This window comes from Ensifer sp. 22521 (genome assembly GCF_052044795.1).
Classification (GTDB): domain Bacteria; phylum Pseudomonadota; class Alphaproteobacteria; order Rhizobiales; family Rhizobiaceae; genus Ensifer.
Genome location: NZ_JBQENM010000021.1, coordinates 57,596 through 83,596 on the forward strand (window position 1 = coordinate 57,596; position 26,001 = coordinate 83,596).

21 protein-coding genes are annotated in these 26,001 nt (G+C 62.1%); 12 read left to right on the forward strand and 9 right to left on the reverse strand.

Annotated features, from left to right (window positions below; translation table 11 throughout):
• Positions 1–41 precede the first annotated feature (41 nt).
• The 5 genes from ACTJKE_RS26530 (at position 42) to ACTJKE_RS26550 (ending at position 5,812) form a co-directional block, all read left to right on the forward strand.
• On the forward strand, positions 42–1,079 hold the full coding sequence (locus ACTJKE_RS26530; RefSeq protein ID WP_440692950.1) for an ABC transporter permease: 1,038 nt from the start codon (positions 42–44) through the stop codon (positions 1,077–1,079).
• The gene (locus tag ACTJKE_RS26535; protein WP_058327195.1) at positions 1,076–1,948 is read left to right on the forward strand and encodes an ABC transporter permease; all 873 of its coding nucleotides are present in this window, start codon (positions 1,076–1,078) and stop codon (positions 1,946–1,948) included. The genes ACTJKE_RS26530 and ACTJKE_RS26535 overlap by 4 nt, the downstream gene beginning before the upstream one ends.
• A gap of 54 nt (positions 1,949–2,002) precedes the next feature.
• Entirely contained in the window at positions 2,003–3,679 is a 1,677-nt protein-coding gene (locus ACTJKE_RS26540) for a serine hydrolase domain-containing protein (RefSeq protein WP_440638457.1), read from the forward strand.
• The gene (locus tag ACTJKE_RS26545) at positions 3,676–4,782 is read left to right on the forward strand and encodes an aminotransferase class I/II-fold pyridoxal phosphate-dependent enzyme (protein ID WP_309140471.1); all 1,107 of its coding nucleotides are present in this window, start codon (positions 3,676–3,678) and stop codon (positions 4,780–4,782) included. Before ACTJKE_RS26540 ends, ACTJKE_RS26545 begins: the two co-directional genes overlap by 4 nt.
• Positions 4,783–5,107: 325 nt before the next feature.
• Positions 5,108–5,812 (forward strand): gamma-glutamyl-gamma-aminobutyrate hydrolase family protein, encoded by a 705-nt coding sequence (locus ACTJKE_RS26550; protein ID WP_113133036.1) that lies wholly within the window; start codon positions 5,108–5,110, stop codon positions 5,810–5,812.
• A gap of 48 nt (positions 5,813–5,860) precedes the next feature.
• On the opposite strand, the gene ACTJKE_RS26555 is transcribed toward ACTJKE_RS26550, so the two are convergent.
• Positions 5,861–7,168: an MFS transporter gene (locus ACTJKE_RS26555; protein ID WP_113133037.1), complete on the reverse strand. Its 1,308-nt coding sequence runs from the start codon at positions 7,166–7,168 to the stop codon at positions 5,861–5,863.
• Positions 7,169–7,681: 513 nt separating this feature from the next.
• On the opposite strand from ACTJKE_RS26555, the gene ACTJKE_RS26560 reads away from it, so the two are divergent.
• Both ACTJKE_RS26560 and ACTJKE_RS26565 read left to right on the forward strand, forming a co-directional pair.
• On the forward strand, positions 7,682–8,539 hold the full coding sequence (locus ACTJKE_RS26560; RefSeq protein WP_440638454.1) for a LysR family transcriptional regulator: 858 nt from the start codon (positions 7,682–7,684) through the stop codon (positions 8,537–8,539).
• Between the two features lie 165 nt (positions 8,540–8,704).
• On the forward strand, positions 8,705–10,102 hold the full coding sequence (locus ACTJKE_RS26565; RefSeq protein ID WP_440638452.1) for an amidohydrolase family protein: 1,398 nt from the start codon (positions 8,705–8,707) through the stop codon (positions 10,100–10,102).
• A gap of 163 nt (positions 10,103–10,265) precedes the next feature.
• Here ACTJKE_RS26565 and ACTJKE_RS26570 read toward each other — a convergent pair whose 3' ends face one another.
• The 6 genes from ACTJKE_RS26570 to ACTJKE_RS26595 form a co-directional block, all read right to left on the reverse strand.
• A complete protein-coding gene (locus ACTJKE_RS26570) occupies positions 10,266–10,970 on the reverse strand; it encodes a GntR family transcriptional regulator (RefSeq protein WP_058327190.1) in 705 nt (234 codons plus the stop codon).
• A 225-nt stretch (positions 10,971–11,195) separates the two neighbouring features.
• A complete protein-coding gene (locus ACTJKE_RS26575; RefSeq protein ID WP_058327189.1) occupies positions 11,196–12,392 on the reverse strand; it encodes a cyanate transporter in 1,197 nt (398 codons plus the stop codon).
• A 208-nt stretch (positions 12,393–12,600) separates the two neighbouring features.
• A complete protein-coding gene (locus ACTJKE_RS26580; RefSeq protein ID WP_440638449.1) occupies positions 12,601–14,313 on the reverse strand; it encodes a dipeptide ABC transporter ATP-binding protein in 1,713 nt (570 codons plus the stop codon).
• Position 14,314: 1 nt separating this feature from the next.
• The gene (locus ACTJKE_RS26585) at positions 14,315–15,211 is read right to left on the reverse strand and encodes an ABC transporter permease (protein ID WP_058327187.1); all 897 of its coding nucleotides are present in this window, start codon (positions 15,209–15,211) and stop codon (positions 14,315–14,317) included.
• Positions 15,211–16,176 (reverse strand): ABC transporter permease, encoded by a 966-nt coding sequence (locus ACTJKE_RS26590; RefSeq protein WP_058327237.1) that lies wholly within the window; start codon positions 16,174–16,176, stop codon positions 15,211–15,213. The genes ACTJKE_RS26585 and ACTJKE_RS26590 overlap by 1 nt, the downstream gene beginning before the upstream one ends.
• Before the next feature lie 163 nt (positions 16,177–16,339).
• Positions 16,340–17,914 (reverse strand): ABC transporter substrate-binding protein, encoded by a 1,575-nt coding sequence (locus ACTJKE_RS26595; protein WP_058327186.1) that lies wholly within the window; start codon positions 17,912–17,914, stop codon positions 16,340–16,342.
• Between the two features lie 75 nt (positions 17,915–17,989).
• Between ACTJKE_RS26595 and ACTJKE_RS26600 the strand changes: the two genes are divergently transcribed.
• The 5 genes from ACTJKE_RS26600 (at position 17,990) to ACTJKE_RS26620 (ending at position 23,557) form a co-directional block, all read left to right on the forward strand.
• On the forward strand, positions 17,990–19,456 hold the full coding sequence (locus ACTJKE_RS26600; RefSeq protein WP_440638446.1) for an amidohydrolase family protein: 1,467 nt from the start codon (positions 17,990–17,992) through the stop codon (positions 19,454–19,456).
• 26 nt (positions 19,457–19,482) lie between these two features.
• A complete protein-coding gene (locus ACTJKE_RS26605) occupies positions 19,483–20,679 on the forward strand; it encodes an amidohydrolase (RefSeq protein WP_058327184.1) in 1,197 nt (398 codons plus the stop codon).
• A 155-nt stretch (positions 20,680–20,834) separates the two neighbouring features.
• Positions 20,835–21,551 carry a GntR family transcriptional regulator gene (locus ACTJKE_RS26610; RefSeq protein WP_058327236.1) on the forward strand — a complete coding sequence of 239 codons (717 nt, stop codon included), beginning with the start codon at positions 20,835–20,837 and terminating at the stop codon, positions 21,549–21,551.
• 627 nt (positions 21,552–22,178) lie between these two features.
• Entirely contained in the window at positions 22,179–22,835 is a 657-nt protein-coding gene (locus tag ACTJKE_RS26615) for a flavin reductase family protein (RefSeq protein WP_058321904.1), read from the forward strand.
• On the forward strand, positions 22,835–23,557 hold the full coding sequence (locus ACTJKE_RS26620) for an aspartate/glutamate racemase family protein (RefSeq protein ID WP_058327235.1): 723 nt from the start codon (positions 22,835–22,837) through the stop codon (positions 23,555–23,557). The genes ACTJKE_RS26615 and ACTJKE_RS26620 overlap by 1 nt, the downstream gene beginning before the upstream one ends.
• A gap of 356 nt (positions 23,558–23,913) precedes the next feature.
• Here ACTJKE_RS26620 and ACTJKE_RS26625 read toward each other — a convergent pair whose 3' ends face one another.
• Together ACTJKE_RS26625 and ACTJKE_RS26630 are read right to left on the reverse strand one after the other, a co-directional pair.
• Entirely contained in the window at positions 23,914–24,828 is a 915-nt protein-coding gene (locus ACTJKE_RS26625) for a sugar phosphate isomerase/epimerase family protein (protein WP_058327183.1), read from the reverse strand.
• Positions 24,829–24,856: 28 nt separating this feature from the next.
• Positions 24,857–25,984: a sn-glycerol-3-phosphate import ATP-binding protein UgpC gene (locus ACTJKE_RS26630; protein WP_058327182.1), complete on the reverse strand. Its 1,128-nt coding sequence runs from the start codon at positions 25,982–25,984 to the stop codon at positions 24,857–24,859.
• Positions 25,985–26,001: the final 17 nt, after the last annotated feature.

The window sequence follows — 26,001 nt, forward strand, 5'->3', positions numbered from 1 at the left end:
CGCACCTGTTTCATTCTCCCTGAAATCGGAACGTATGAACCGTGCTGAACTATGCACTCAGACGACTGATGATGCTGCCGATCGTCCTCTTCGCACTGTCGTTGATGATCTTCGCGCTGCAGATGTCGCTTTCGCCGACCCAGAGACTGGCGGCCTATGCGCCGTCGCCCGATTATCTCAAGGGTGGTCAGGAGAGCATCCGCAGGATGATCGAGCAGTATGGGCTCAATGATCCCACCTACATCCAGTATGGCCGCTGGATCGGCGGTGTGCTCAGCGGCAATCTCGGCTGGTCGGAAACCGCCCGTCAGCCGGTGTCGACGGCGCTGATGTCGCTGTTTCCGGCAACACTGGAACTGGTGGTGCTCGCCTTCGTTCCCTGCCTGCTGCTCGCCGTCTGCCTCGGTTCGCGCGCCGGCATCTATCTCAACCGCTGGCCGGACCACGTCATCCGCATCTTCACGATTCTCGGCTGGTCTTTCCCGGTTTACGTCTTCGGCCTGTTGATGCTGTTGATCTTCTATTCGGCGCTTGACTGGTTCCCACCCGGCCGGCTCAGCCAATGGGCCCAGACCGTGGTCAGCTCCAGCGACTTCGTCCGCTACACCGGCGCCAACACCGTCGACGCATTGCTGAACGGCAGTCTGGCGATCTTCGCCGATGCGCTTCGCCACCTCGCAGCACCCGTCATCACGCTGACCTATGTCAACGTCGCCAGCATGACGCGGGTGATGCGCACCTCGATGCTGGAAACGCTGCGACAGGATTATGTGCGCACCGCCCGTGCCAAGGGTCTGCCGCGCCGCGTCGTCGAATTGCATCACGCCAGGCGCAACGCACTTCTGCCGCTTGCGACCATCGCCGGCATGGAACTGGCCGTAATGATGGGTGGCGTCGTCATCACCGAGACCATCTTCGATTATGCCGGACTCGGCCAGTTCGCCGCCAAGACCGCCGCCAATCTCGATTTTCCTGCCGTTCTCGGCTTCGGCCTCTATTTTGCGGTTGTCCTGGTGCTGATGAACCTGATCGTCGACCTCATCTATCCGTTGCTCGATCCGAGGGTGAAGACGCAATGAAGTTTCTTCGTTACCTCGCACGAAATCCGGTGTCCCTGTTCGGCGTCGTGATCCTCACCGCCTTCGTGCTGATCGCCGTTTTCGCGCCGGTCCTGGCGCCGCCGCAAAGCTTCCAGCTTTCCCCCTACGACACGCCGCGCGCCGGCTTCCTGGCAACGCCGCAGCCACCGTCGCCGGAGGCCGTTTTCGGCACCACGCAGGGCCAGTACGACATCTTCTACGGTGTCGTCTGGGGCACGCGCACGGCATTCAAGATCGGGCTCGGGGTCGTCGCGATCTCGGTGCTGATCGGCACGGTCGTCGGTGCAGTCGCCGCCTATTACGGCGGGGTCGTCGAGGAAGTGCTGATGCGCATCGTCGACGTGTTCATGGCAGTGCCCTTCCTGATCGCGGCGATGGTGCTGACGGCGCTGCTCGGCAAGGGCATCGTGCCGATCACGATCGCGCTGACGACATTCGGCTGGATGAGTTATGCCCGTATCGTCAGAAGCGAGATCCTGAGGATCCGTGAGATGGATTACATCCACGCGGCGAGGAGCTACGGCGCCAGCGACCTCAGGCTGATCGTGCTGCATATCCTGCCGAATGCCATGTTCCCGGTGCTGGTTCTGGCGACGATGGCGACCGGCTCCATGGTGCTGTCGGCCTCGGCGCTCAGCTTCCTCGGTGTCGGTACCGAAGAAGGCTACGCCGACTGGGGGCAGTTCATCGCCTATTCGCGCAACTGGATCGTCGGCCAACCCGGCAACCCCTTCCAGTTCTGGTACACGCTGGCCTTCCCCGGCGCTGCCGTCTTCCTTTTCGTGCTGTCGTGGAACCTGGTCGGCGATGCGCTGCGCGACATGCTCGACCCCCGTCACGCCCATTGAGACCCAATGCCTTTAAGGTCCCCCAATCTCTTTAAGATCAAAGGAGCATTTTCCATGTCCTCTCTGTCTGCTGCTGCCATCGAGCTTTTCGAGGATCTGATCCGATACGAGGTCGAGGACAAGGCGATCCCGTCGATCTCCTACGCCCTCGTTGATCGAGATGGCGTGCTCGCCGAGGGCCATGTCCAGCGCCATGACCGCCATTTCGACATGGGCAAGGACACCTGCTTCCGCATCGGCTCGATCACCAAGACCTTCACCTCGCTGGCAATCATGCAGTTGGTTGAAAAGGGCCTGGTCGATATCGATGTCGACGTCTCGACCTATCTGCCGGGGTTCAAGCCGATAAATCCGTTCGCCGGCGCTGAAGGCGGGCCACACGGTTCGGTCATCAGCCTGCGCAAGCTGATGACCCATACGGCCGGTCTCGTGCGCGAGCCGAAGAGCGGCCACTATCTCGACGCCACCCGGCCGCCGCTCGAAGATACCGTTAACGAGCTCGCGAGCTCGATCCTGAAGCAAGATCCGAGCCTTGGGGTGATGCACTATTCCAATGCCGGCATCGCGGTCGTCGGCCGGGTGATCGAGACGGTGACCGGCCAGAGCTATTCCGACTATGTCGCCGCCAATATCCTGAAGCCGCTCGGCATGGACAACTCCTCCTGCGGCATGGCGCCCGGCATTCGCGAGCGGCTCGCGCCTGCCGACATGTGGACGCTCGACGGCGACACTCCGGCCCCGGTCTTCAGCCTCGGCGGATCTCCGGCCGGCAACATCTTCTCCACCACCGGTGACATGGCGCGTTACGCGCAGTGCCTGCTGCGTGGCGGCTTCGACGCAGAGGGCAATTCCATCATCTCGCCAGCCTCGCTGCGCGAGATGTGGACGCCGTTCGGCAAGCGTCCGGCCGGCCACGACAGGACGCTCAACGGCTATGGCCTGTGCTTTGGTTCCGGCGACGTCGATGGCTGGACCTCCGTCGGCCACGGTGGTGCCGTCTACGGCTACGCCTCACAGATGATGCTTCTGCCTGCCGCCGGCGTCGGGGTGCTGATCTTCGCTACCCTTGATTTCGCCAACCAGATCGCCTCGCGGCTTGGGGTGGACGGCGTGCGCATCGTCCTTGCAGAGCGCAAGATGGGCAAGATGCCGGAGCGCGTGCAGCGTCCTCCGGAGATCTCCGAAGCGCAGTTCAAGACCCTGCCAGGCTATTATCGCGACGACGCCACGCAGGAGATCGTCGAGGTCAAATCCAAGGACGGCAAGATCTATCTGATGGGCGAGGGCGTGCCGCACCAGATCCGCCCGATCGCCGGCAACGATTTCGTCATCGACGGCCGTATCTACGGCCGCGGCGCGGACTACGCCCACATGAACCTCTCCTTCCCCGAAGCCGGCAAGCTCATCTGGAAGGATGCGAGTTGGACACGCATCGAGGCACCTGATGATGAGACCGTTCCCGACGGGATCGCGCCGCATCTCGGCGAATACGGACCGGATTTCAACATCACCTACCTGACCTACAGCCATGGCGGGCTGAAGTGCCTGATTGAATATTTCTGCACCCACACTTGCGAGCCGGTCGAGGAAGGCCGCTTCCGCATGCATGGACGGCTTTACGAAGACGAGATCCTCGAGCTCGACGCCGTCGACGACAACGGCAAGCGCGGCATCCGCGTCGGGCCGATGTTCCTGGAGCGGCGCAGCCCATCCCAGGCGGAAGCGGCGTGACCCGGACCATGGCCGCTCCGATCAAGATGGAGTCACCCTTGGGTGCCCGCATGTTCATCGGCGGGCGCGAGGTCGACTACTATTGCGGCACGTCCTACTTCTGCCTGCACGGCCACCCGGAGGTGATCGAGGCGGCCTGCGATGCGACCAGACAGTACGGCATGGGGCCTGGAACGCTCGCCCATATGCAGGTCTATGCCGACCTGCAGGAGCGGCTGCGTGACTGGTTCGGCACGGAAGAGGTCGTCTACATGATCTCCGGCTACACCAGCCCGATGGTGCTGCTGCAGGGCTTGCGCGACGATTTCGACGTGATCCTGATGGATTCGGCGACGCACTACAGCACCCGCGACGCAATCCCGACGCTCGGCAAGCGGATCCATGAATTTCGCCATGCCGACCCGGACGATCTGGCCGCGCAATTGTCGCAGCATGTGAAACCGGGCGAGCGGCCGGCGGTGCTGACGGATGGCGTTTTTCCGTCCTCGGGCAAGTTGGCGCCGCTTGCAGATTTCCGGCAAGCGATGGCCTCCTATGATGGCGCATTGCTCTGCATCGACGATTCCCACGGCGTTGGCGTCCTTGGCGAGACCGGCCGCGGATCGCTGCAACATGCGGGGCTCGAAGGCGAGGGCAACTATCTTGCCGGTACGATGAGCAAGGCATTCGGTGCGCTTGGCGGCATCGTCCCTGGGGATGCGGGTCTTGCCGCGAAGATCGCGGGCAATGCCATGATCATGCGTGGTGCCTCGCCGGCGCCTCCGGGTCTTGCGGCCGCCGCCGCCGCATCGTTGCGGGTTCTGCAAACGACGCCGGAAAAGCGTGCCAATCTCATCCGCAACGTCAAGCATATGCGCAGCGGGCTGCGGGCACTGGGTTTCGAAGTCGTTGACACGCCAGTGCCGATCGTCACCATCAAGGGCGTCACCGACCTCGAGCAATTGCGCGATCGTCTTGCGGAGCGCGACATCATCGTCAGGGTGCAGCAGCCCGGCGGCTATTCCGATGCGTCAGACGTCTCGACCATGCGGCTTGCGGTGTTTTCCGAGCACACGCCTCACCAGATCGACCGGCTCCTACAGTCGATGGCCGAGCTTCTTTAAACCTGAGAGGCAGCGCCGCGGCCGATGATGGGTTCGGCGAGAGCTCGGCCGTCTACCGACCGGGCGTCGACGGAGCGCGGACGTCTGTACGTGAGGGGTGAATACATAAGTAATTGAAATATTAGGCGGGGCGCTATCCGCATGAGTTCTCCGGCGGCCAGCGCCAGCGCATCGGCATCGCCCGCGCGCTGATCCTCGAGCCTAGCCGGTGGAGCGGCCAGGGGGTCTTGTTCGAAAATAGACGTGGTGTCGATATGAAAACGACTGCCCGCGCGATCCGGACGGGATAAATAGACGTAGAATTTCTGGAAACTGGGATGAACCAATGGACCGCATGCCGAAGATCGCCGTGATCATGGATGAGAACACCAGTTCAGGTGGCGGACGCTATGATACCTCGAAGAATTACTTCTCTGCGATCCGCCGCGCCGGCGCTTTTGCCTTCGGCATCCCGTACATTCCTGATCTGGTTGACCAGGTCGTCGAGGAGTTTGACGGGTTCCTGAGCGTCGGTGGCCGTATCAACTTTCCGAAAGACTGGTACGTCGATGGAGACCAATCCCAGTATCCGCCATCTGATCGTCTTGCCGTCGATATGGCGTTGATGGAAGGGTTCCTCGCGCGCGAAAAACCTGTGCTTGGCATCTGCAATGGCATGCAAATGCTTGGGTGTCTCAACGGCTGCCGGATGGTCTCGGATGTCCATTCGTCGTGGCCGGAAGCCCTCAATCATGACCAGGCAAATGTGTCGCATGACGTTCGCGTCGTCGCCGGCACCAGAATGGCTGAAATCTTCGGCGCCGACACATTCGCTGTGAACACGTTTCATCGAGAGGCGATTGTGGAGGTATCCGGCGCCGTGACCGTCACGGCCCGAGCATCCGATGGAGTCGTCGAAGCGATCGAGATCGGCTCGCAGTCTTTTGCCATGGGGCTGCAATGGCACCCGGAATTGCTGGACGCCGAAAGCCATCCGGGCGCTCGCGTATTTGACGCGTTTGTGGAAGCTGCAAGCCGCTCATCCCGTTAAGAGGGCAAAACGACACTGCATCGCGAGGGTAGGCTTCTATTGGCGCGCTCAGTTATTGTGGCCGCTGTAGCGTAGCAGTTCCGGAACACGCAGAGCCAAGATCGCAAGTGAAATGGCCAACAGCGTCCCGCTGATCAGCGCCACATTGGCAATGCCGATGATTTCTGCCGCCGAGCCGAGCAGCAGGCTCGAAACCGGCATCACGCCGATGGTCAATTCCTGGATGCCCATCACGCGTCCCTGCACGTGCGGTTCGGTCATCATGAGCATGAGCGTGGTCTGCAGGATGCCGAACGGTGACGCCGACAGTCCGATGAGCCCCATGAGAACAAACGATAGGGGCACCGAGGACGACAAGGCGAAGGTCGCCCATAGGGCTCCCCAGATCGCCGTGCCAATCAGGAAAAGGCCGCCCTTGTAGCGGAAGTCTCCGAGACTGGCGATGACAAGAGCCCCAGCCAGGCTGCCGGTACCGGCGCATGTTAGTAACAGGCCGAGCCCCTGAGGCGTCAGGCCCAGATGTTCCTTGGCGATTACCGGCATGAAGCCCTGGTAGATCGGCCACAACAGAATATTGGCCAGGAACGTGACGGCCAGGACAGACCGGAGGAGGACGTTCCCGGAGATGGTGCGAAAGCCTGCCGCGACAAGGCTCGCGAAGCTTTCTTCTCGATCTGGTTGCCGGCTGCTCTTCAGGTTCCTCATCGGCCAGAGCGCAACGAACGAAATGAGATACCAGCAGGCGGAGATGGCGAGCGCCGATGCAGCGCCGAATGCTAGGATCATCGTTCCTCCGAGCGCCGGCCCGATCATCTGCGTCAAGCTCAGGACAAGCGAGTTCAGAGCATTCGCGTTGCTGAGCTTCTCGCGATCGACGAGATCGGCGACCAGCGCGAAACGTGCCGGCTGGGATGGGGATTGCGCCAGGCCAATGCAGAAGCCCCCAAAGACCAGGCCCCAGAAGGATATTTTGTCCAGTGCTACGAGAAGCGCAATCACGCTGAGGACGGCAAAGGCCCAGCCGGACGCAGCCAAAAGCAGCCGGGGCCGGTCGAAGCGGTCCGAGATCACGCCCGCGAGGGGACCAAGCATCATCGGTCCCAGCCTTGCCGCGGTGAAGAGGGCGACGGAAAACTCCGAGCGGGTGGTCTCAAACACCAGCCAGCCGAGCACGAGCGTCTGCGTCCAGAGGCCCCCGAAAAAGAAAAGGTTGGATATCCAGAGCCTTCGATACCCTGGATAAAGGAGAAGAGATGACGCGATCCTGGCCAGGAAACCGACGCGAAGCGCGCATGTGGAGGCGCGCTCGCCTGGGATCGTGTCGGAACGGGCTGCGCTGTCCAGTTCTTGCGTCATCACATTGCACCTTTCCAGGCGGCTGTTCGCCCTCGGGCTCGCCGCCTTTCGAGAGGCAGCTGCTCGTTGCTGCGTCTGGGGTGCCAATGCGATGTTCGCCGCTGCCGCATTGGGCAATTCGCGACCGGAGCGCGCGACATGGCCTCGCCTATAGGGATGTATTCGGCTGTTCGGAAATTAAGAAAACCGATGGAAACCATTGCGTTAGCGAATGGACCGGGGTGCGAGATGCAGGAACCGATTTTCCGTTCCAAACGCGACGATCCTTCATGAACTCGTCGGGCGCATACCTGGCGCGCTCCAGGGCTTCTAGGGTAGGTTCGGATGGAGGCTGGCCATCGTTCCGCAGCGAAGCCTGTACTTTTCCCTTTGCATGCAGATTGTATACAAGATAATAAATGCAACGCATTCAATCTTGGTTTGACGCGTGATCTGGACCGCCTGGTGATCGCATGGTGCGGCGATCCGCCGTCATCCTCGCCGCAATCGGCTCCAGCACATTTTGGGGGACGAATGAACCGCTATCCCATGTTCAATCCCCAGCTGTTGCTGAGCTTTGTGGCCATTTGCGAAAGCAACAGCTTCACCCGCGCAGCCGAGCGGGTGAACCTTTCCCAATCGACAGTCAGCCAGCAAATTCGCCGACTGGAGGAAATGCTCGGGAAGGCGCTTTTCGAACGCTCGTCACATCAGGTGCAACTGACGGAGGAAGGGGTCAAGTTGCTGAGCTATGCGCGTCGCATCATCGCGCTGAACGAAGAGGCGCATGACGCCTTGGCGGGCCCATGGCGCGACGGCGTGCTGCGCTTGGGAATGCCCGAGGATTTCATGGTGCCGACGGCCGATCTGCTGGCGGCTTTCAATAGCCAGCATCCGCACCTGCGGCTGGACGTGACGAGCGGTCTCAGCGCCGATCTGCAATTCGCCTATCGGGACGGGGAGCTCGACCTTATTCTCGTCAAGCAGCGCCGCAAGCAACAGCCGCGCGCGGCAAGGCCGGAACCGTTGCTGTGGCTGGACAGCCTCGTGCGCCCGGCGATCGAACAGGTGCCGGTGCCTTTGGCTGTGTTCCCGCTGAACGGCCTCTACCGCGACGAATTATGTCAGGCGCTCGATACTCTCGGCATCCGCTGGCGTATCAGCTACAGCAGCGCCAGTCTCGCAGCGCTTGCCGCCGCCTCGGCTGCCGGGCTTGGTGTCAGTCTCTTGCCTGCGAGCTGCCGTCTGCCTTCCCACCGCGTGCTGGGCGCTGCCGAGCGTCTGCCATCCGTCGATGACTTTGAACTGGCGCTGTTTTACCGCGACGATGCTAGCCCCGCAGCACTGGCGCTGGCGGAACGCCTCATCGAGTACTGTGACCTGCGGAGGTAGCGACAGAGGGGAGGCGTCCACCCCTTTGTTATTCACGATCGCTGCGTGGTCGCCCGCTTGCATTGGCAAATCGAATAGCCAGCATTGGTAAATGTCGCTGCCATGCGGTGGCGCCGTTCGGTAGATTGGCGGCCCTAACCCAATCCATGATGAGGCAACGCAACAATGTTGGAACAGATGCTACGGCAAAGCCGCAGAACCTTTCTCAGCCGGAGCGGGGCGCTGACCACGGCGTGCGCTGTCGCCGGGTTGTCTGGCGGAGCGGTTCGCGAGGCATCGGCCAGCGCGGGTGAGAGCGCTGGCGAGACGAACACCAAGACGCTCGCGGATCGCCACTACATCCTGACCGGCGTGCGATTGGAGGAGGGGTTCGAGTATGACGGCGATGTCGTCGTCGCCACACGGACTGCGCTCTACGCGTTGGAGATCAAGGACGGCGCGATCGTCGCCTTGCACGCGGAAAATGCGAACCTGCCCGAAGGTGTGCTGCGCTATCAGGCGCACGGCCAACTGTTGCTGCCGTCGATGCGCGATATGCACATCCATCTCGATAAGACGTTTTATGGTGGCCCATGGCAGGCGCCGCGCCCGCGTCAGGGCAAAACCATCATGGATATGATCGCGCTCGAGGAGAAGCTGCTTCCTCAGTTGCTGCCGACCTCGCGCGAGCGCGCCGAGGGCCTGATCGCGCTGCTGCAGTCCAAGGGAAGCACGGTCGCACGCAGCCATTGCAACATCGACCCGGTCAGCGGTCTCAAAAGCCTGGAGCACCTGCAGCAGGCGTTGGAAAACCATCGTGATGATTTCGTGTGCGAAATCGTCGCCTTCCCCCAGCACGGCCTGCTTCACTCCAAGGTTGATGGCCTGATGCGTGAAGCCATGCAGATGGGCGTTCAGTATGTCGGCGGCCTGGATCCGACGAATGTCGACGGCGCCATGGAAAAGTCACTCGACGCCATGTTCCAGATCGCGCTGGATACCGGCAAGGGTGTGGACATTCATCTGCATGAAACGAGCCCCGCCGGCGTGGCGGCGGTCAACTACATGATCGATACGGTGGAGAAGAATCCCGCTCTGCGCGGCAAAGTCACGATCAGCCACGCCTTCGCACTGACGACACTTGCTCCGGAGGTGCTGGAGGAGACGGCGTCGCGCCTGGCGGAACAGAAGATCTCGATTGCCTCGACGGTGCCGATCGGTGGACTGATGATGCCCTTGCCGCAGCTCGCCCAGAAGGGGGTCTTCGTCATGACCGGAACCGACAGCGTCATCGACCACTGGTCGCCATTCGGCAGCGGAGACATGCTGGAAAAGGCATATCTCTACGCGCAGCTTTATCGTGGTTCGGACGAATTCCGTCTGTCCCGGTCCATGTCTATCGCCACCGGTGGCATTCTGCCCCTCGACGACAAGGGCAAACGCGCTTGGCCAAATGCCGGCGATGAGGCCTCGTTCACGCTCGTCGGAGCGAGCTGCTCGGCAGAGGCGGTGGCCCGGATGCCCGCCAGGACTGCGACCTTCCACAAGGGGCGTCTCGTGTCGGGTGGGGTCGGCGAAGCCTGATAGAGCTTGAACTGCACCGACGTTCGTCATCACGAGCCGGCAGTCTGCCTCGTGCCGAACGTCGAAGTGTTACAAGGTTGGTAGCGCGGGTGTCCATGAAATGGCTCCCGCCCCGACTGTCGCACTAGGCTCCCGGTTACCTTCCGGGAGTGCCGCGTTTCGCCTAGGCAAGGCCTTCCGCGACAGCGTAGGCGGACAGCACTTCCTTGATGTTTCTGTCTCCGTCGGTCGGAAGCAAAGCCCGGGTCGTCACCGAATCGAGGTGATGCGCCATGAGGGCTGCCGCCTCGTCGGTTTTGCCGGCGATCAATTTGTCCAGAAGCTCCTGGTGCTCCGATACGGCGCATTCCGAAGAATGCGGTCGGCCATAGAGCGCAAGGATAAGGGAACTGCGGGCGACCAGTTCGTTCACGTAGCGGATGAGGCTGGCGTTGTTCGTCATCTGTGCCAGCAGCGTATGGAATTCGCCCGCCAGACGGATCGACGGAGCGCGCTCCTTCTTTGCCGCTTCCTCGGCAGCGATATGAGACGAGAGAATGCCGATTTGCTCGTTCGTCAATTTTCCAGAAAGCGTCTCGACCACCAGCCGTTCCAGCGCCATTCGGGTCAGGAACAGATTGCGCCCTTCCTCAAGGGTTGGTCGCGCGACCACGGCGCCCCTGTTCGGCCGCAACTCCACTAGCCCTTCCTCGCTGAGGCGAACCAGCGCCTCGCGCACCAGGGTCCGGCTGACACCCAACCTTTCGCCGATCGAATCTTCCGGCAGCTTCGATCCTGGAGACAGCGCCTGATCAAGGATTGCGCGTTTCAGGACGCGATGAACGGCCTGAGCGCGGCCGCCGCCGCCTTCGCTCTCTTTCTTTGCCATACTGGTCACTCCAAGCCGTAGCAATTGTCTCCTCGAATTGCATACAAAACGGCGAGATGTCTAGTGAATTGGCATCGACCCTCGGCAACAACGGTGGGCGCAAAACGAAAAGGCTTGTTGCCAGGTGACCCCTCTCGTGTTCTGGCCGAGTTCGTTCGCAAGATGCCGGTCAGTCCACACGAGGAGGGCCAAGGGTCGAAACCCATCGAGAGAGCAATATTTCGCTCAGATCGGTGAATGCATGGCTTGTGCGTAGCGTGACGGGTTGAAGCGCGTATAGAGGAAGAAAACGCCGACGACGCAGACGAGATGCAGCGTCCACCCAGGGGCGAAGCTGCCGCTGATGTCGTGCAGAAATGCCGTGGCGAAGGGGCCGAGTGACGCGATCAGGAAGCCGCCGCCCTGCATCAATGCTACCAGCACACCGGCTTCTTCCGGCCGCGGCAGATGATCGAGGGCCGTAACGATTGCCAGCGAGAAGCTGCTGCCGAGGCCGGCACCGCACAGGCCAACCCAGATCGCGGGCGCCGCTTGGGGCAGGAACGCAAGACCGGCGAAACCGATCGCCTGCATCGCCAGCGTCAAGCGCAGGAACGCACGGCGATCGATGCTACGGCGGGCCAAGACCGGAAGGGCGAGGGCGGCAGCCGCCTGACAGATGGCCATCAGCGCTACGAGATTGCCGCTATCTCCGTTGCTCCAGCCGAGAGACTGGTAATAGGAGGCGAGCCAGGCGACGGCCGAAGAGTAGCCGGCGTTGACCAGGCCGAAGGCGAGAATGAGCGTCCAGGTCCGGGGCCGGCGGAGCAGCCGGCCGGTGAGCGCCTTGTCCGGGCGATCGCTGCGCGAATCCGACAGGATCAGCCACGCGGCACTGAGAGCAACAAGCGCCGGTGCCGCGAGCCAGGCAAGAGCCGGGCGCCAGCCGTAGCCGGCACTGACGAGGAATGGCGTCAGCCGCGCGCCCAAAGCCCCGCCGCCCATCAGGATGGCGGAATAGAGGCCGGTGACCACGGGTATGCTGCGCGGAAACTCCGCCTTGATGATCCCCGGGAAAGCCGCCTGGATAAAGGCGACGCCTGCGCCGCAAAGGGCGGCCGTCATCACCAACGCTATGCCGCCCGGCGCGACGAGCCGAAGCAGGGAACCGGCAGCCAGCACAACGAGAGCGATGAGAATGCCGCGCCGCGTGCCGATCAAGGCCTGCAGCGACGGGGATACGAAGGCACCCACACCCATCAGCATCATCGGCAACAATGTCAGCAGGGCCAGGCTGCCATATCCCATGCCGGTATCGGCGACGATCTCGGACAGCACAGGCCCGGGAGCGGTAAGAAATGGCCGCAGATTGACGGCGACCAGCACGACGAGAATGAGCAGCATCCATTGGCGGCCCGTCGTGGGCTGGGTTGATTTGGGCATGATCGGGTATTTCCTTTACGTCTTCTTTTTGTTTGTGGCCCGAAGGGCACTTGCGCGGGGGCGCGTCAGTCATTCGCGATGGGAGGCCCCCCAAGGTCACCAGCGAAGCCGGGGTAGCGGCGGGCTAAAAAGGATGTCGGCGACAGGTTCCCAATGCCGTTGGGGTTTGGCCGGCGCGGAAAGGCGGCAAAGGCCTTGTCATCCACGCTTACGCCGAAGCCAGTTCCCGCCCCATGATGCGCTCGACCGAGGGGGCAAGGCGGAGAAGCTCGCGGGTATATTCGTGTTTCGGCGCGGTGAAGAGGGTTTCGGTATCGGCGAGCTCGACGATCTCTCCAGCCTTCATCACGGCGACCCGGTCGCACATCTGGCGGATCACCGCGAGGTCGTGGCTGATGAACAGCATGGAGAGCCCGGCGAGATCACGCAGATCCTTCAGGAGGTTGAGGAGCTGTGCCTGCACCGAGACGTCCAGCGCTGAGGTCGGCTCGTCGCAAATGAGCAGCGACGGGCGCGGACCCAGAGCGCGGGCAATGGCGATGCGCTGGCGCTGGCCGCCGGAGAAGGCGTGCGCGAAGCGTGCGCCGGCATCGGCGGGAAGGCCGACCGCTTCGAGCAATGTCTTTGCGTCCTGCCTGGCTTCATCCGCATTCGAGGCCAGCTTGTAGAACAGGATCGGTTCCGCAATGGCGGCGTTGATCCTCAGGCGCGGATTGAGCGCCGAATAGGGGTCCTGGAACACCATCTGCAGGGACTGGCGGATCGATTTTTCACGTCGGCCGCCAAGCGCCGTGCCCTCGAAATCGATGGAGCCTGCGCTCTGGGTGACAAGACCAGCGATGGTGTTGGCAACGGTGGTCTTGCCGCAGCCGGATTCGCCGACGAGGCCGAAAATCTCGCCGCGCCGGACATCGAAGGACACGCCCTTGACGGCCTTGAAGACCGATGTCTTGCGAAGCAATCCGCGGCCGCCGTATTCCACGGCAAGGTCGCGCACGGAGAGCACCACCTCGTCGCGACTGCCGGTCTCGCTCTTCGCACTCTTGCGGCGCACCGTGGCGCGCGCGTCAAGCGTTACCTTCGTTTCTTCGCTCGGCACGGGCAGACGCTCGAGCCGCGTATCGATGGGCGGCACGGCCGCGATCAGTGTGCGGGCATAGGGCGCTTTGGGTGCTGTCAACACGTCGCGCGTCGGGCCGCTTTCCACGATCGCACCGTTCTGCATGATGGTGACGCGGTCGGCGATCTCGGCGACGACGCCCATATTGTGGGTGACAAGCAGCACGCCGACGCCCCGCTGGTCGGCAAGATCCCGGATGAGCTTGAGGATCTGCGCCTGCACCGAGACGTCGAGTGCTGTCGTCGGCTCGTCGGCCACGATAAGCTGCGGATTGCAGGCGAGTGCTGTGGCGATGACCACCCGCTGGCGCTGTCCGCCGGAAAGCTGGTGCGGGTAGCTGCCAAGCCGACGCTCGGGCTCCGGGATGCCGACGGCCTTCATCAACTCCAGCGCGCGGGCCTTCGCCTCCCTTGAGGAGAGCTTCAGATGCGTGAGCATGCCTTCGCACAGCTGGCTTTCCACCGTGAAGAGCGGGTTGAGGCTCGTCATCGGATCCTGGAAGATCGCACCGACGTCACGCCCGGGCACGATGCCTTCGGTACGGCCGGTGCGCAGGTTGATCTCCTTACCGGCGATGACGATCGAGCCGGCGGCGATCTTGCCGGGGGCCTGCAAGAGACCCATCAGCGCGTTACCGACGGTGGTTTTGCCGGCGCCGGATTCGCCGACGAGAGCGTGGATTTCTCCCGGCCGGATCGAAAGATCGATGTCCTTGACGGCCACAAGCGTGTCGCCGTTGGCCAGAGGATACTCGACGCGGAGGTTGCGAATATCGAGAACGGGGCGCGTTGTTTCGGTCATCTCATCGGGCCATCAGTTTCGGGTTGAAATGGTCGCGCAGATAGTCGCCAATCACGTTGACGGCCAGCACGAGGATGACCAGCACTGTCGCCGGCATCACTGCGATCCACCAGAGGCCGGAGAACAGGAACTGGTTGCCGATGCGGATCAGTGTGCCGAGCGAAGGATAGGTCGGCGGCATGCCGGCGCCGAGGAAGGAGAGCGTCGCCTCCGTCAGGATCGCGCCGGCGAGGTTGATCGTGGCGATGACCATTACCGAACTCATGATGTTCGGCAGGATGTGGCGGCCCATGATGCGGGTGGATGGCAGGCCGATGACCTTGGCGGCGCGCACATAGTCTCGCGCGATCTCCACCATGGTCGAGGCGCGTACGGTTCGCGCGTATTGCACCCATTCGTTGATGGCGATGGAGAAGATCAGCACCAGCGGCGCCCAGGCGAGCATCGTCTCGGCGCTGAGCTGCGCGCGGGCAATGCCGCTGATGAGCAGTGCGACGAGAATGGTGGGGAAGCTGACAAAGATATCGGCGATGCGCATCACGATGCCATCGACCACGCCGCCGAAGAAGCCGGCAACCAGGCCGAGCACGACGCCGAGCACGGCTGCAAAGACCACTGCGCCGAGGCCGATGACGACGGAGATCCTCAAGCCGAACAGGATGACCGAGACAAGGTCGCGGCCCTGGTTGTCGGTGCCGAGCAGGAAGCGGGAATCGCCGCCCTCCATGAAGGCTGGCGGAATTTCCATGTCCATCAGCGAATAGGAGGCGACGTCGCGCGGGTCCATCGGCGCGATCATCGGGGCGAAGATGACGAGGACCAGCATGATGACGAGCACCAGGCTGGCGATGACGACGGAAACCGGCGGAAGTCGGCGCATCAGGGATTGCGTAGCCATTATCGTGTCCTCAGGCGCGGATCGATGAAGGTGTAGAGAATGTCGACGATCATGTTGATCATGACGAACAGGAAGCCCACGAAGAGAAGGTAGGCGGCCAGCACCGGCACGTCGGGATAGCCGACGGCGTTCGTGAATAGCAGGCCCATGCCCGGCCATTGGAACACCGTCTCGGTGACGATCGCGAATGCGATGAGTTGCCCGATCTGCAGGCCTGTGACGGTGACGACCGGCATCAATGCGTTGCGCAGCGCGAGCCGACCATAGATGTAAGTCCGCGGCAGGCCGCGCGCGAAGGCGAAGCGGATGTAGTCCGACGACAAGACGTCGATCATTTCCGAGCGCACCAGCCGCATGATCAGCGTGAGCTGGAACAATGCCAGCGTGATCGAGGGCAGGATCAGCGACTTCAGGCCTGAGAGCGAGAGAAAGCCGGTCTGCCAGAACCCGATATCGACGAGATCTCCGCGTCCGGAGGACGGCAACCATCGCAGGTTTACTGCGAAAACCAGGATCAGCAGCAGGCCTGTGACGAAGGTGGGCATGGAAATGCCGACAAGTGTCGCTGACTGGGTCAGCCGCGAGAAAAAGGCATGCGGCTTCAGCGCGCAGAGCACCCCGAGCGGTATGCCGAGCGACAATGCCAGCACGGTGGCAACGATCACCAGCTCCAGCGTTGCGGGAAGGCGGCTGAGCAACAGGGTCGTCACGGGCTGCTGGTAGCGATAGCTTGTGCCGAGGTCGCCGGTCAGAACCTGACCCACAAATTTGACGAACTGAGCCAGGACCGGCTTGTCGAGGCCGAGTGCGACGCGCACTGCGTCCTTTTCGGCCTGGGTCGCCCCCTCGCGCACCATGGAGGCGACCGGATCGCCGACGAAGCGGAACATGACGAAGGCAATGGCCGTCACCGCGACCATCACGAGGATGGCCTGAATCAGCCTGACTGAAAGAAGTCTGATCATCGGATAGTCCTTACGGGGAGCGATGTTGCCCAAAGGGCGGCCACCGGGTTTATGCGCTCCCGCATCCTCCGTTCCGTCGCCGGTCCTGGAGGGGTTGACCCGGTTTGCGGTCCAGTCCCGGCTTGATTTCTCCTGCCAGGACTGCGCCTTGGGAAAATCCCGATTACTTCTTGATCTGCGCGAACCACGGACGGACATATTCGTCCGGGAACTGCGGCATGTCGACCTTGCTGCTCATCGCCCATGCGACCGGCTGCTGATGCAGCGGCAGGTAGAGGACCTGGTCATGGGTGATGCGGAACGCCTGCTTCAGATCCTCGACGCGCTTGGTTTCGTCGAGTTCCGTCGACGCAGCATAGGCGAGCTTGTCGATCTCGGGATTGGAGAGCCCATCGGCGTTGCTCCCGCCGAAGGTGCCGTCATTGGTGGCGAGCAGCGCCTGCAGCGGGCTGAAGCCGTCCATCGGCGGCAACGAGGCCCAACCGAGAAGATAGACGTCGAACTCGCCCTTGTCTGTCCGTGGGAAATAGGTCGTCTTGCTCTCGACGCTTACATTGGCCTGGACGCCGATCTGCGCCCACATGGAGGCAACGGCAAGGCAGATCTGTTCGTCAGCGATATAGCGGTCGTTGGGGCAGGCGAGCCCTGTCTTGAAGCCATCCGGATAGCCGGCTTCGGCCAGCAGCGCCTTGGCCTTGGCGACGTCGTAGGGCAGCGGCACATCAATGTCTTCATCGTAGCCGGTCACCGCCGGTGCGACGAGCATGCCGGCCGTACGGGACTTGCCGCGCATCAGGCGCTTCTGGATCGTGTTGGTGTCGATCGCGTGCCAAAGTGCCTGGCGAACGCGCACATCGCGCAGCGGATTGGGCTGGCCCGGTGTTGCATGCAGTTCCGGCCGGTAGCTGAAGACGAAGAAGATGGTGCGCAGCGACGGGTTTTCGACGACCTTCAGACCCTCGGTGGCCGCAATGCGTTCGACGTCCTGCAGTGGAACCGGTGCAATCATGTCGACTTCACCCGACAGCAGGGCTGCGACGCGCGTCGCGTCGGAGGCGATCGGGCGGAATTCTACCTCGTCCAGATTATGCTGCGGCTTGTCCCACCACTCCTTGTTCACTTCGAATACCGAGCGTGAGTCCGGCTCGTAGGCCTTCAGCTTGAAGGCACCCGTGCCGTTGGCATGGTTGCTGGCATAGGTGACGACGCCGGTCGAAGCATTGCCCGGCTTCAGTGCGTCGTGCTCTTCCATCCAGGGCTTGCTCATGATGTAGATGGCGGCAAGATCGTTGAGGAGCAGCGGGTAAGGTGCGCGCAGGATAAGGTCGACGGTATACTCGTCCACCTTCTCGACACCGACAACCGTGGAGAGGTTTTCGCGGTTGCGCGCGCCGGGATCGATCTGGCGCTGGATCGTTGCCACCACGTCGTCGGCGTTGAAGGGCTGGCCCTCATGAAACTTCACGCCCTGGCGCAGCTTGAAGCGCCAGCGCGTGGGCTCGACGACTTCCCAGGACGTGGCAAGCGCCGGCTCCAGCTTCAGATCCTTGTTGCGGCGCACCAGAGGATCGAAAACCATGTGGTGAACGCTCTGGGTGAAACTGTCGACCTGAGCGTTCGGGTCGTAGGAAATGACATCGCCGGATGAGGCCCACCGCAGCGTTTCGGCAAATGCGGGCGCAGACAGCGGCGCCAGAAGGGCGAGTCCCGCCAGAAGGGTCTTTATAGAGGTTTTCACTGGTTTCTCCCGTTTAACGTATACATATTGTCTTTGCTATTGGATACGAATGTTCCCAAAAATAGTGTACATCTGATGCAAACAATATCAAGATGGCGAAAGTCGATTTGGCAGCGCTTTGTCAAAAAAGAACGCCAAACCCGGCAGCCGGAGAGGGAGCCGTCCATGACGAATGCACTACTGATTGAAAATGCCACGATCATCACGATGGATCCGGGGCGGCGGGTGCTCGATTGCGGCCATGTCCTGGTCGAAAATGGGCGCATCGCCGCCATCGGTAACGGAAGCCTTGCTCGAGAAACACACGCCGAGCGCATCGACGCCGCCGGCATGGTGGCCATGCCCGGATTGATCGACACGCACGCTCATGCCGGACATATGCTGACCAAGGGGCTGGGCAGTGAAGCCGAGGACTGGATGTCCGTGACGGGGCGGATCTACGCGACTGCGACAGATCCCGAATTCTGGGCCGCGGAAGCGGCACTGTCGGCCGCCGAGAGGATCAAATGCGGCACGACGACCGCGGCGCTACTGTTTGGCGGCGGCCCGGATATCATGCGCAGCGAGGCCCCGGAGGCGGCCGAAGCGCACCTCGCCGCGATTGCCGCCATGGGCGTGCGGGAGGTTCTGGCAGTGGGGCCGAACCGCCCAGGACAGCATCATGTGTATCGCCAGTATACGCCGACGGCCCACAGCGACATCGTCGTCGACCCGGACCGGCAAATCGACGTGGCCACGGAGTTGGTCGATGCTTGGGCGGGACGTGATGAGCGGCTACAGGTCGTCTTTTCCCTGCCGGTATTCGATGAGCAGGAACTGCGCGATGAAACGGTATACAGAATTGCATGCAAGGTCCGCGATCGCGTGCGTGAGAGAAGAGGCCTCCTAGTCCAGGACGGTCATCGCGATGGGTCCATCGCCGCCAATGACGTGCGCCTCGGCCTGTTTGACGAGCGATCGCTGCTTGCCCATTGCATAGACCTGACCGAGGCCGACCGCGCAGTCCTGAAACGAACTGGTGCCAAGGTTGCTCACAATCCCAGTGCATTGATGTCCGTATACGGTCGCTGCCCGGCACCGGAACTGATGGCGGACGGCGTCACGGTTTCCCTCGGCACCGATGCTGCGGCACCCGATAGGCCCTTCGACATGTTTCGCAACCTGTTCCAGGCGCACCGTTACCACGCGCGCCATTTCGCGGACGATGCCGTGTTGCCGCCGCTGCAGCTGCTTGAGATGGCAACGATCGAGGGCGCGCGCGCACTGATGATGGAGCATGAGCTCGGCTCGCTCGAGGCCGGCAAGCGCGCCGATATACTCCTCGTAAACATGCGTCAGCCCCATCTCTGGCCGCCGCACGATCCGGTGCAGCGCATCGCGCGCTTCGCCAACGGGGCGGACGTGGATACGACCATCGTCGGTGGACGGGTGCTGATGCGCGGGAGGCGCCTTGTTGGTCAGGACGAAGACGCGATCCTGGATCGCGCCTTGCGCGCCTTTGATCTCGCGATGGCTCGTGCCGGACTGAGCGAGCGTCGTTAAGCACTGGGACAAAAGAGGATATCAAGGTGACTGCAGACCTACTCATCCGCAATGCCCGTCCCTTCGGCGGCCCCCTCGAAGACCTATGCATCCGTGACGGCTGGTTCGTTACGGCCGATCGCGCCCGAACCGCCGTCGAGATCGATGCGGCCGGACATGTCGCCCTGCCGGGGTTTGTCGAGGCTCATACCCATCTCGACAAGACACTCATCGGCATGGACTGGTTCGAAAACCGGGTTGGCCCGACCCGCAATGACCGGATCCTGGCCGACCGCAACGCCAAGCGCGAACTTGGCATCAATGCGCGCCGGCAGTCGGCCCGTCAGATCATGCAGACGCTTGCCTACGGCGTTTTGAGCATTCGCAGCCACGTCGACGTCGATACCGAGATCGGCATTGCCAATATCGAAGGTGTCCTCGAAACGCGCGAGGCAATGCGTGATCTGGTCGATGTGCAGATCGTGGCTTTCCCGCAGAGTGGTATGCTGCCGCGCGCGGGCACGCTCGAGTTGATGGACGCGGCTCTCAGCGCCGGCGCCGACATCGTCGGCGGTATCGACCCTGCTTCCATCGAGCGCGATCCGGTGCGTCACCTCGATGCGATCTTCGCCCTTGCGGATCGTCACGCAAAACCGATCGACATCCATCTGCACGAACCGGGCGACCTCGGTGCATTTTGCCTTGAACTCATCATCGAACGCACACGCGCCTTGTCTCTACAGGGGCGGGTCATGGTAAGCCATGCCTACTGCCTGGGGATGCTCGATGCCTCACGACAGGCTGGGCTGATCGAACGGCTGGCAGCCGAGCGTATCGCGGTTATGACTGTGGGAAGTCCATCGGCGCCCGCATTGCCATTAAGATTGATGCGCGCGAGCGGTCTCACCGTCGCCTCCGGTTCCGACGGTATTCAAGGCACCTGGGAGCCTTATGGAAATGGCGACATGCTGGAGCGGGCGAAGTATCTGGCGCAGCGCAACGGCATGGCCAATGATGTCGATCTCGAATATGCGGCCCGCGTCTGCACGTTCGGTGGTGCAGAAGGCATCGGGCTCGGCGATTATGGTCTCTCCGAAGGTTGTTTCGGCGATCTGGTGCTGGTGCCGGCGCGCACGTTGGCGGAAGCGGTCGCGCTAACCCCGCGCAAGCGCACCGTTATCCGGCGCGGCCGCGTCGTCGTGGACGGCGGCGAACTGGCAGGTGACCTGCCGGCCATCGAGTGACGCTTTGTAGACGTCGACAGACAATCGCAGGAACGGTCGGCCGAAGGGGTCGGCCGCGCCTTTGCCGTTCCGATTGGGGGATGATAGTTGTTTGCGGTCCATCTCTCGGCAGACTCTTTCGACCGCACGCCCCGCCACTTTTCAGGTTCTTCATGATGACGCCCAAACCCAGCGCCAGCAATGCAAAATCCTCGGTTCCAAAGTCGGACGTGGTCTATCGTATCCTGAAGCGCGCGATCCTAGACCAGGCCTTCGCTGCGGGAACCAAGCTGCCGGAGGATTCGATCGGCGAGCGGCTCGGTGTTAGCCGCACGATCGTGCGCCAGGCGCTGGCCCGGCTGAACGGCGAGGGACTGATCGAATTGCGCCCGAACAAGGGTGCCTGTGTCAGCCATCCCAGCCTCGAGGATGGACACGATATCTTTGCCGTGCGGCAAGCCCTGGAGACATTGGTGGTCGATAGCCTGATCGGCAAGCTGACTGCGCAGAAGATCAAGGAGCTTGAAGCGCATGTCGATGCCGAGGACAAGGCAAGGGTCAGCAATCCATCGACCTCGATTCAACTCGCCGGTGAGTTTCACGTCCTGCTTGCAAGACTGACTGAGAACACGATCCTATTGCGGTATGTTACGGAACTCGTTTCGCGCTCGTCGATGATCCTGTCGCTCTATGGGCGCCCCCATTCTTCCGATTGCGCCGTATCCGAGCACCGCGCCCTGATCGCGGCCCTTGCGCGGGACGATCGCGAAAGGGCATGCGAGCTAATGGGCCATCACATCGGCGCCATCACGGCCCGAGCCTTGCTGAAAAGCAACGTTGAGGACGGCTTGCCGGATCTCCTTGCTGCCTACGCCAAGGAAGAGGGTCTTTAAGCCGCGGGCGCCTTCTGGCACTCGGCTTGACCTATGGGAAGCTCACGTTCGGGAATGCGTACTCGCGCGTTTTGTATGCAATTGATCCGAGCGCACAATCAAGGAAAGCTCGTCCACATCTGCCGCGCGCGGGAGTGGCGTGGTTCCGCCTCTACGCGCTTCATCTGCCACTTGATCTCCGCAAGATCATGATTTCTTTTCCATATATGCCTGCCAGCTTTCCGCGGCGAGTTACTTGCCTTGCTGGAGAAGGGTCCATCTCTCTAATATTTCTCATTATTGTATGCAATTAAGGTGTACGATATTGACGTTATAATGGATGCAATATAGCTTGATCTTCGGGATTGGCACTGTCGGGGAGGGCAGCATGCGCATCGTACCCGTTGCCGACCGGCGGGCCGGCGATGCTTTCCTGAGAATCTATAGTTCCCACCGAAGGATGTATGTCGGTGTCGGCCGTGTCTGCGCGCTCGAGCGATCAGTGCTTTTGGCCGCCCTTTGCCGTTCACCGACGCCATTCCCCAATGTAGTCAACGGCGGGCGTGAGCGCTGCCGCCCCGATTGTCGTCGTGCCGGGCGTCGGGGTTCTTTGCTGAATTTATCAACAGGCAAGCAGGAGATCCGGACTTGAACATAGATTTCACCACGCTACCGCCTCCGGATCGCTATCGACTGCTGACCAACTTCATCGGTCCGCGCCCCATCGCGCTCGTTGGCACGCGATCGCCAGCCGGACACAACAACGCAGCGCCCATGAGCTTCTTCAACGTGTTCTCCCATGAACCGCCGTTGGTGGTGCTCGGGATCCAGAACCGTGGCAATGGCGACGAGAAGGACACGGTCACGAACATCCGCCGAACCGGCGAGTTCGTCGTCAACATGGTCGACATGGCGCTCGCCGATGCGATGATCGTCTGTGGCGTCAATTTCGCCTCGGAGGTCGATGAACTCGATTTCGCGGGCCTGACGCCGATACCGTGCAACCAGATCGACGCCGCCCGTATTGGCGAAAGTCCCTGCAGCTTTGAATGCAGGGTCGAGCAGATCCTCGACTATCACAAGCGCGTGCTGGTCATCGGCAGGGTCGTGCACATGCATATCCAGGACCGGTGCCTCGATCCTGCGGGGCGTTATGCGAACCCCGAGACCTATCAGCCGATCGCGCGGCTGCATGCCGACAATTACATCACCTCAGATCGGCAATTCGAACTTAAAAAGCCGGAGGAACTGCTGCCTCTGGAGCTCGCGCAAGTGAACCCAAGGCCGGAGAGGGCCGCCCGATGATCCGCATACATGTCATCAATCCGAACTCGACCGCATCAATGACCGATCAGATCGCACGGGCCGCCGAAGCTGTGCGATCGGAAGGCTCTGTGATCGATGCGGAGACCGCAATCGGTACGCCCGTCTCGATCGAAGGCTACGCGGACGAGGCGATGGCCGTCCCGGCGATGCTGGCGGCGATCCGTGCTGCGGAGAAGCGGGGTGCGTCGGCACATGTGATCGCCTGTTTCGATGATCCCGGCCTTGCGGCTGCGCGCGAAGTGGCAACTGGCCCGGTCATCGGTATCTGCCAGGCGGCGGTACAGGTGGCAATGACGGTGGCAACCCGCTTTGCGGTGATCACCACCTTGCCGAGGTCGGTGCCGGTGATCGAGGATCTCGTCAAGCAATATGGTGCTGCCGCGCGCTGCCGGCGCGTGCGCTCGGTCGACCTGCCTGTTCTAGCTCTGGAAGCCGACCCGGAAAGTGCGCGTACCAAACTCCTCGGCGAAGCGCGCGCGGCGATACGCGAGGATGGCGTAGACGCCATCGTCCTTGGCTGTGCCGGCATGGCGCAGCTGTGCGATTGGCTCTCCCGCGAAGCTGGAGTACCCGTCATCGATGGCGTGGTGGCGGCCGTCAAGCTCGCCGAAGCATTGGCGAGTGGCGGCTTTCGGACCTCAAAGGCAGGTGCCTACGCCTATCCCCTCGACAAGTCGGGTGATGTCGCGGCCGCCCGCTGAGCCATTCGGCCGCATTAGAAAAACGCGCGGCCGATGGATTGGCGTCGGCACTGACCGCGCGAACAGGGATACGTGCGCCGAGATCAGGGATGTCGAAGGTCGGATTTTTGCGGTGATACGGCAACGCGCTGTGGGAGGCCGGTTTCATGCAGAGTGCACGAAGCTCAACCATCCTGCGGCTCAAGTCTCAGGTGCTGCCTCTGCGCGGGCGCACCCGCGAATCTCGTCGAGTGAGCGCACGCCGAGGCGTTCCATAAGCGCATAGAGATCATCGAGGAGGCGAGCGGCCGGAATGTGCGCTTTGAGCGGGTGCAATCCGGTTGCCCCCCACACATGCGGCGGGGCAACCGGAAACATTACGCAGCGGATCGAAGTCCGACCGCTGCGGCGAGACCCCTTGCCCGTTCCAGGCACGCAGGTTGCTGATCGGCAAACCGCTCGGCGCCGATTTCCATGATCAGCGTCGTATCCGGAAGGAAGGTCAGTTCGGAGAAGATGTCATCCCAGGCAATGTCGCCCCAGCCGATCGGCAGATGCAGATCGCCGATGCCGAGCGCGGTCGCTTCGGCCGGATGATAGAAGCGGTTCATGGAATAGGGCAGGCCGAAACTGTCGTGAACATGGAGGTGGCCCGTCACCGGCGCCATTGCCCTCAGCTCGTCACGGAAATCAAGCCCGCGATGCGTGGCCTCGATATAGGCATGCGAGAAATCGATGAGCGCGACGACGTTGTTCGAGCCGATCGCTCGCACGGTTTCGGCGACCTGGCTCGGTGTCTGTCGATACTGGCCGCTTTCCGTCGTGAAAATGTTTTCGAGTGCGATGCGGACCCCGTATCCTTTTGCGATCTGCGCCATCTCCGCGAGTGCGTCGCGTTCCATCCTGTCGAGATCAGCGGCATTCTCTCCGGGGGCAAGCTGTGCTGCGCCGGAGTGATGGACGAGGATCCCCGCACCAAGCCGGTCGCACAGCTCGAGCATCGCCCTCACGACCTTCTTTTGCAGATGGTGGTGCTGGCGGTCCATGAAGTTGGAAACGATCTGGCCGTGCAGCGATAGCTTCTTGAAGGTGTACTTCTTCGTCATCTCTTCGACGCGCTGGACACGGTCTTCGATGATGCGGCCGCCACTGACGATCTCTTCGCCATAGATTCCGATCTCGCAGGCGTCGGCTCCGGTCTCGGCAATTTCGCGCAAGGAGGCGTCAAGGCTCGAAAGATCGCCCTTGCCCGTTCGATTGCAGAATCCCACGGCGGATATGATGTCGTTCATCACGGTTTCTCCTGATTTGTTGAAGTGATCAGACTGCTTGGAGCGTCGGATGGCTGGCGGCGCTACTGACGGCGCGGGGCTCCAGATCGACGTGGATTCGCCGGCCGGTCTCCTGGTCGAAGAGATGCAAATGCGCCAGAGGCAGCTCCAGGGTGATCCGATCGCCCGGCCGGGCGCGCGTATGCTCGTCGACACTGGCGGCGAAGGGATGGCCATTCAGTTCCGAGTGGATGACGCGGCCGGAGCCGAGCTCCTCGACGAAATCCACCTTGATCGAGACGCCTTTTGCTTCAGGCGCAACGACACATTGTTCCGGGCGAATACCGACCGTGATCTGCCTTGCGCCCAGTCGCCCAGCAAGCGCCCTGTCTATCGGCATCTTTGTGCCGCCGAACGCCAGGCAGGCGTTGTCAACGTCGACAGCGGCATCGAACAGGTTCATCGCCGGCGAGCCGATGAAGGATGCGACGAAGATGCTTGCCGGCCGGTGGTAGATGTCGAGCGGCTGGCCGACCTGTTCGACCACGCCCTTGTTCATCACGACCAGCTTGTCCGCCAGCGTCATCGCTTCCACCTGATCGTGGGTGACGAAGATGGACGTTGCCTGGAGACGCTGATGCAGCTTGCGGATCTCCGCCCGCATGGTGACGCGCAGCTTGGCGTCCAGGTTCGACAGCGGCTCGTCGAAAAGAAACACGTTCGGTTCGCGAATGATCGCGCGCGCCATGGCGACGCGCTGGCGCTGGCCGCCGGAAAGTGCCGCCGGCTTGCGATCGAGATAATCGGAGAGTCCGACGATCTTCGCCGTTTCCTCGATCCGGCGCAAACGCTCCGCCTTCGGGACACCGGCCACCTTCAGGGCATAGCCGATATTTCCCGCGACCGTCATGTGCGGATAGAGGGCGTAGTTCTGGAACACCATGGCGCAACCGCGTTCACGTGGCTCGAGCCTGTTTACGACGTGGCCGTTGATGGCGATTTCGCCGGCGGTGATGTCCTCGAGCCCCGCGATCATCCTCAAAAGCGTTGATTTGCCGCAGCCGGACGGGCCGAGGATCACGACGAATTCTCCCGACGCAAAGGCGAGGTCGATGCCATGCAGGGTGGGGTTCTTTCCGTAGGATTTACGCACGGCGCGAATTGCGATGTCAGCCATGGGCGCGGACCTCTCTG

What these genes read in the sequence shown, in the direction of transcription:
- ACTJKE_RS26535 (WP_058327195.1), top strand. Translation starts at nt 1,076, where the DNA reads ATGAAGTTTCTTCGTTACCTCGCACGAAATCCGGTGTCCCTGTTCGGC.
- ACTJKE_RS26540 (WP_440638457.1), top strand. Translation starts at nt 2,003, where the DNA reads ATGTCCTCTCTGTCTGCTGCTGCCATCGAGCTTTTCGAGGATCTGATC.
- ACTJKE_RS26550 (WP_113133036.1), top strand. Translation starts at nt 5,108, where the DNA reads ATGGACCGCATGCCGAAGATCGCCGTGATCATGGATGAGAACACCAGT.
- ACTJKE_RS26555 (WP_113133037.1), bottom strand. Translation starts at nt 7,168, where the DNA reads ATGACGCAAGAACTGGACAGCGCAGCCCGTTCCGACACGATCCCAGGC.
- ACTJKE_RS26560 (WP_440638454.1), top strand. Translation starts at nt 7,682, where the DNA reads ATGAACCGCTATCCCATGTTCAATCCCCAGCTGTTGCTGAGCTTTGTG.
- ACTJKE_RS26565 (WP_440638452.1), top strand. Translation starts at nt 8,705, where the DNA reads ATGTTGGAACAGATGCTACGGCAAAGCCGCAGAACCTTTCTCAGCCGG.
- ACTJKE_RS26570 (WP_058327190.1), bottom strand. Translation starts at nt 10,970, where the DNA reads ATGGCAAAGAAAGAGAGCGAAGGCGGCGGCGGCCGCGCTCAGGCCGTT.
- ACTJKE_RS26575 (WP_058327189.1), bottom strand. Translation starts at nt 12,392, where the DNA reads ATGCCCAAATCAACCCAGCCCACGACGGGCCGCCAATGGATGCTGCTC.
- ACTJKE_RS26580 (WP_440638449.1), bottom strand. Translation starts at nt 14,313, where the DNA reads ATGACCGAAACAACGCGCCCCGTTCTCGATATTCGCAACCTCCGCGTC.
- ACTJKE_RS26585 (WP_058327187.1), bottom strand. Translation starts at nt 15,211, where the DNA reads ATGGCTACGCAATCCCTGATGCGCCGACTTCCGCCGGTTTCCGTCGTC.
- ACTJKE_RS26590 (WP_058327237.1), bottom strand. Translation starts at nt 16,176, where the DNA reads ATGATCAGACTTCTTTCAGTCAGGCTGATTCAGGCCATCCTCGTGATG.
- ACTJKE_RS26600 (WP_440638446.1), top strand. Translation starts at nt 17,990, where the DNA reads ATGCAAACAATATCAAGATGGCGAAAGTCGATTTGGCAGCGCTTTGTC.
- ACTJKE_RS26610 (WP_058327236.1), top strand. Translation starts at nt 20,835, where the DNA reads ATGACGCCCAAACCCAGCGCCAGCAATGCAAAATCCTCGGTTCCAAAG.
- ACTJKE_RS26625 (WP_058327183.1), bottom strand. Translation starts at nt 24,828, where the DNA reads ATGAACGACATCATATCCGCCGTGGGATTCTGCAATCGAACGGGCAAG.
- ACTJKE_RS26630 (WP_058327182.1), bottom strand. Translation starts at nt 25,984, where the DNA reads ATGGCTGACATCGCAATTCGCGCCGTGCGTAAATCCTACGGAAAGAAC.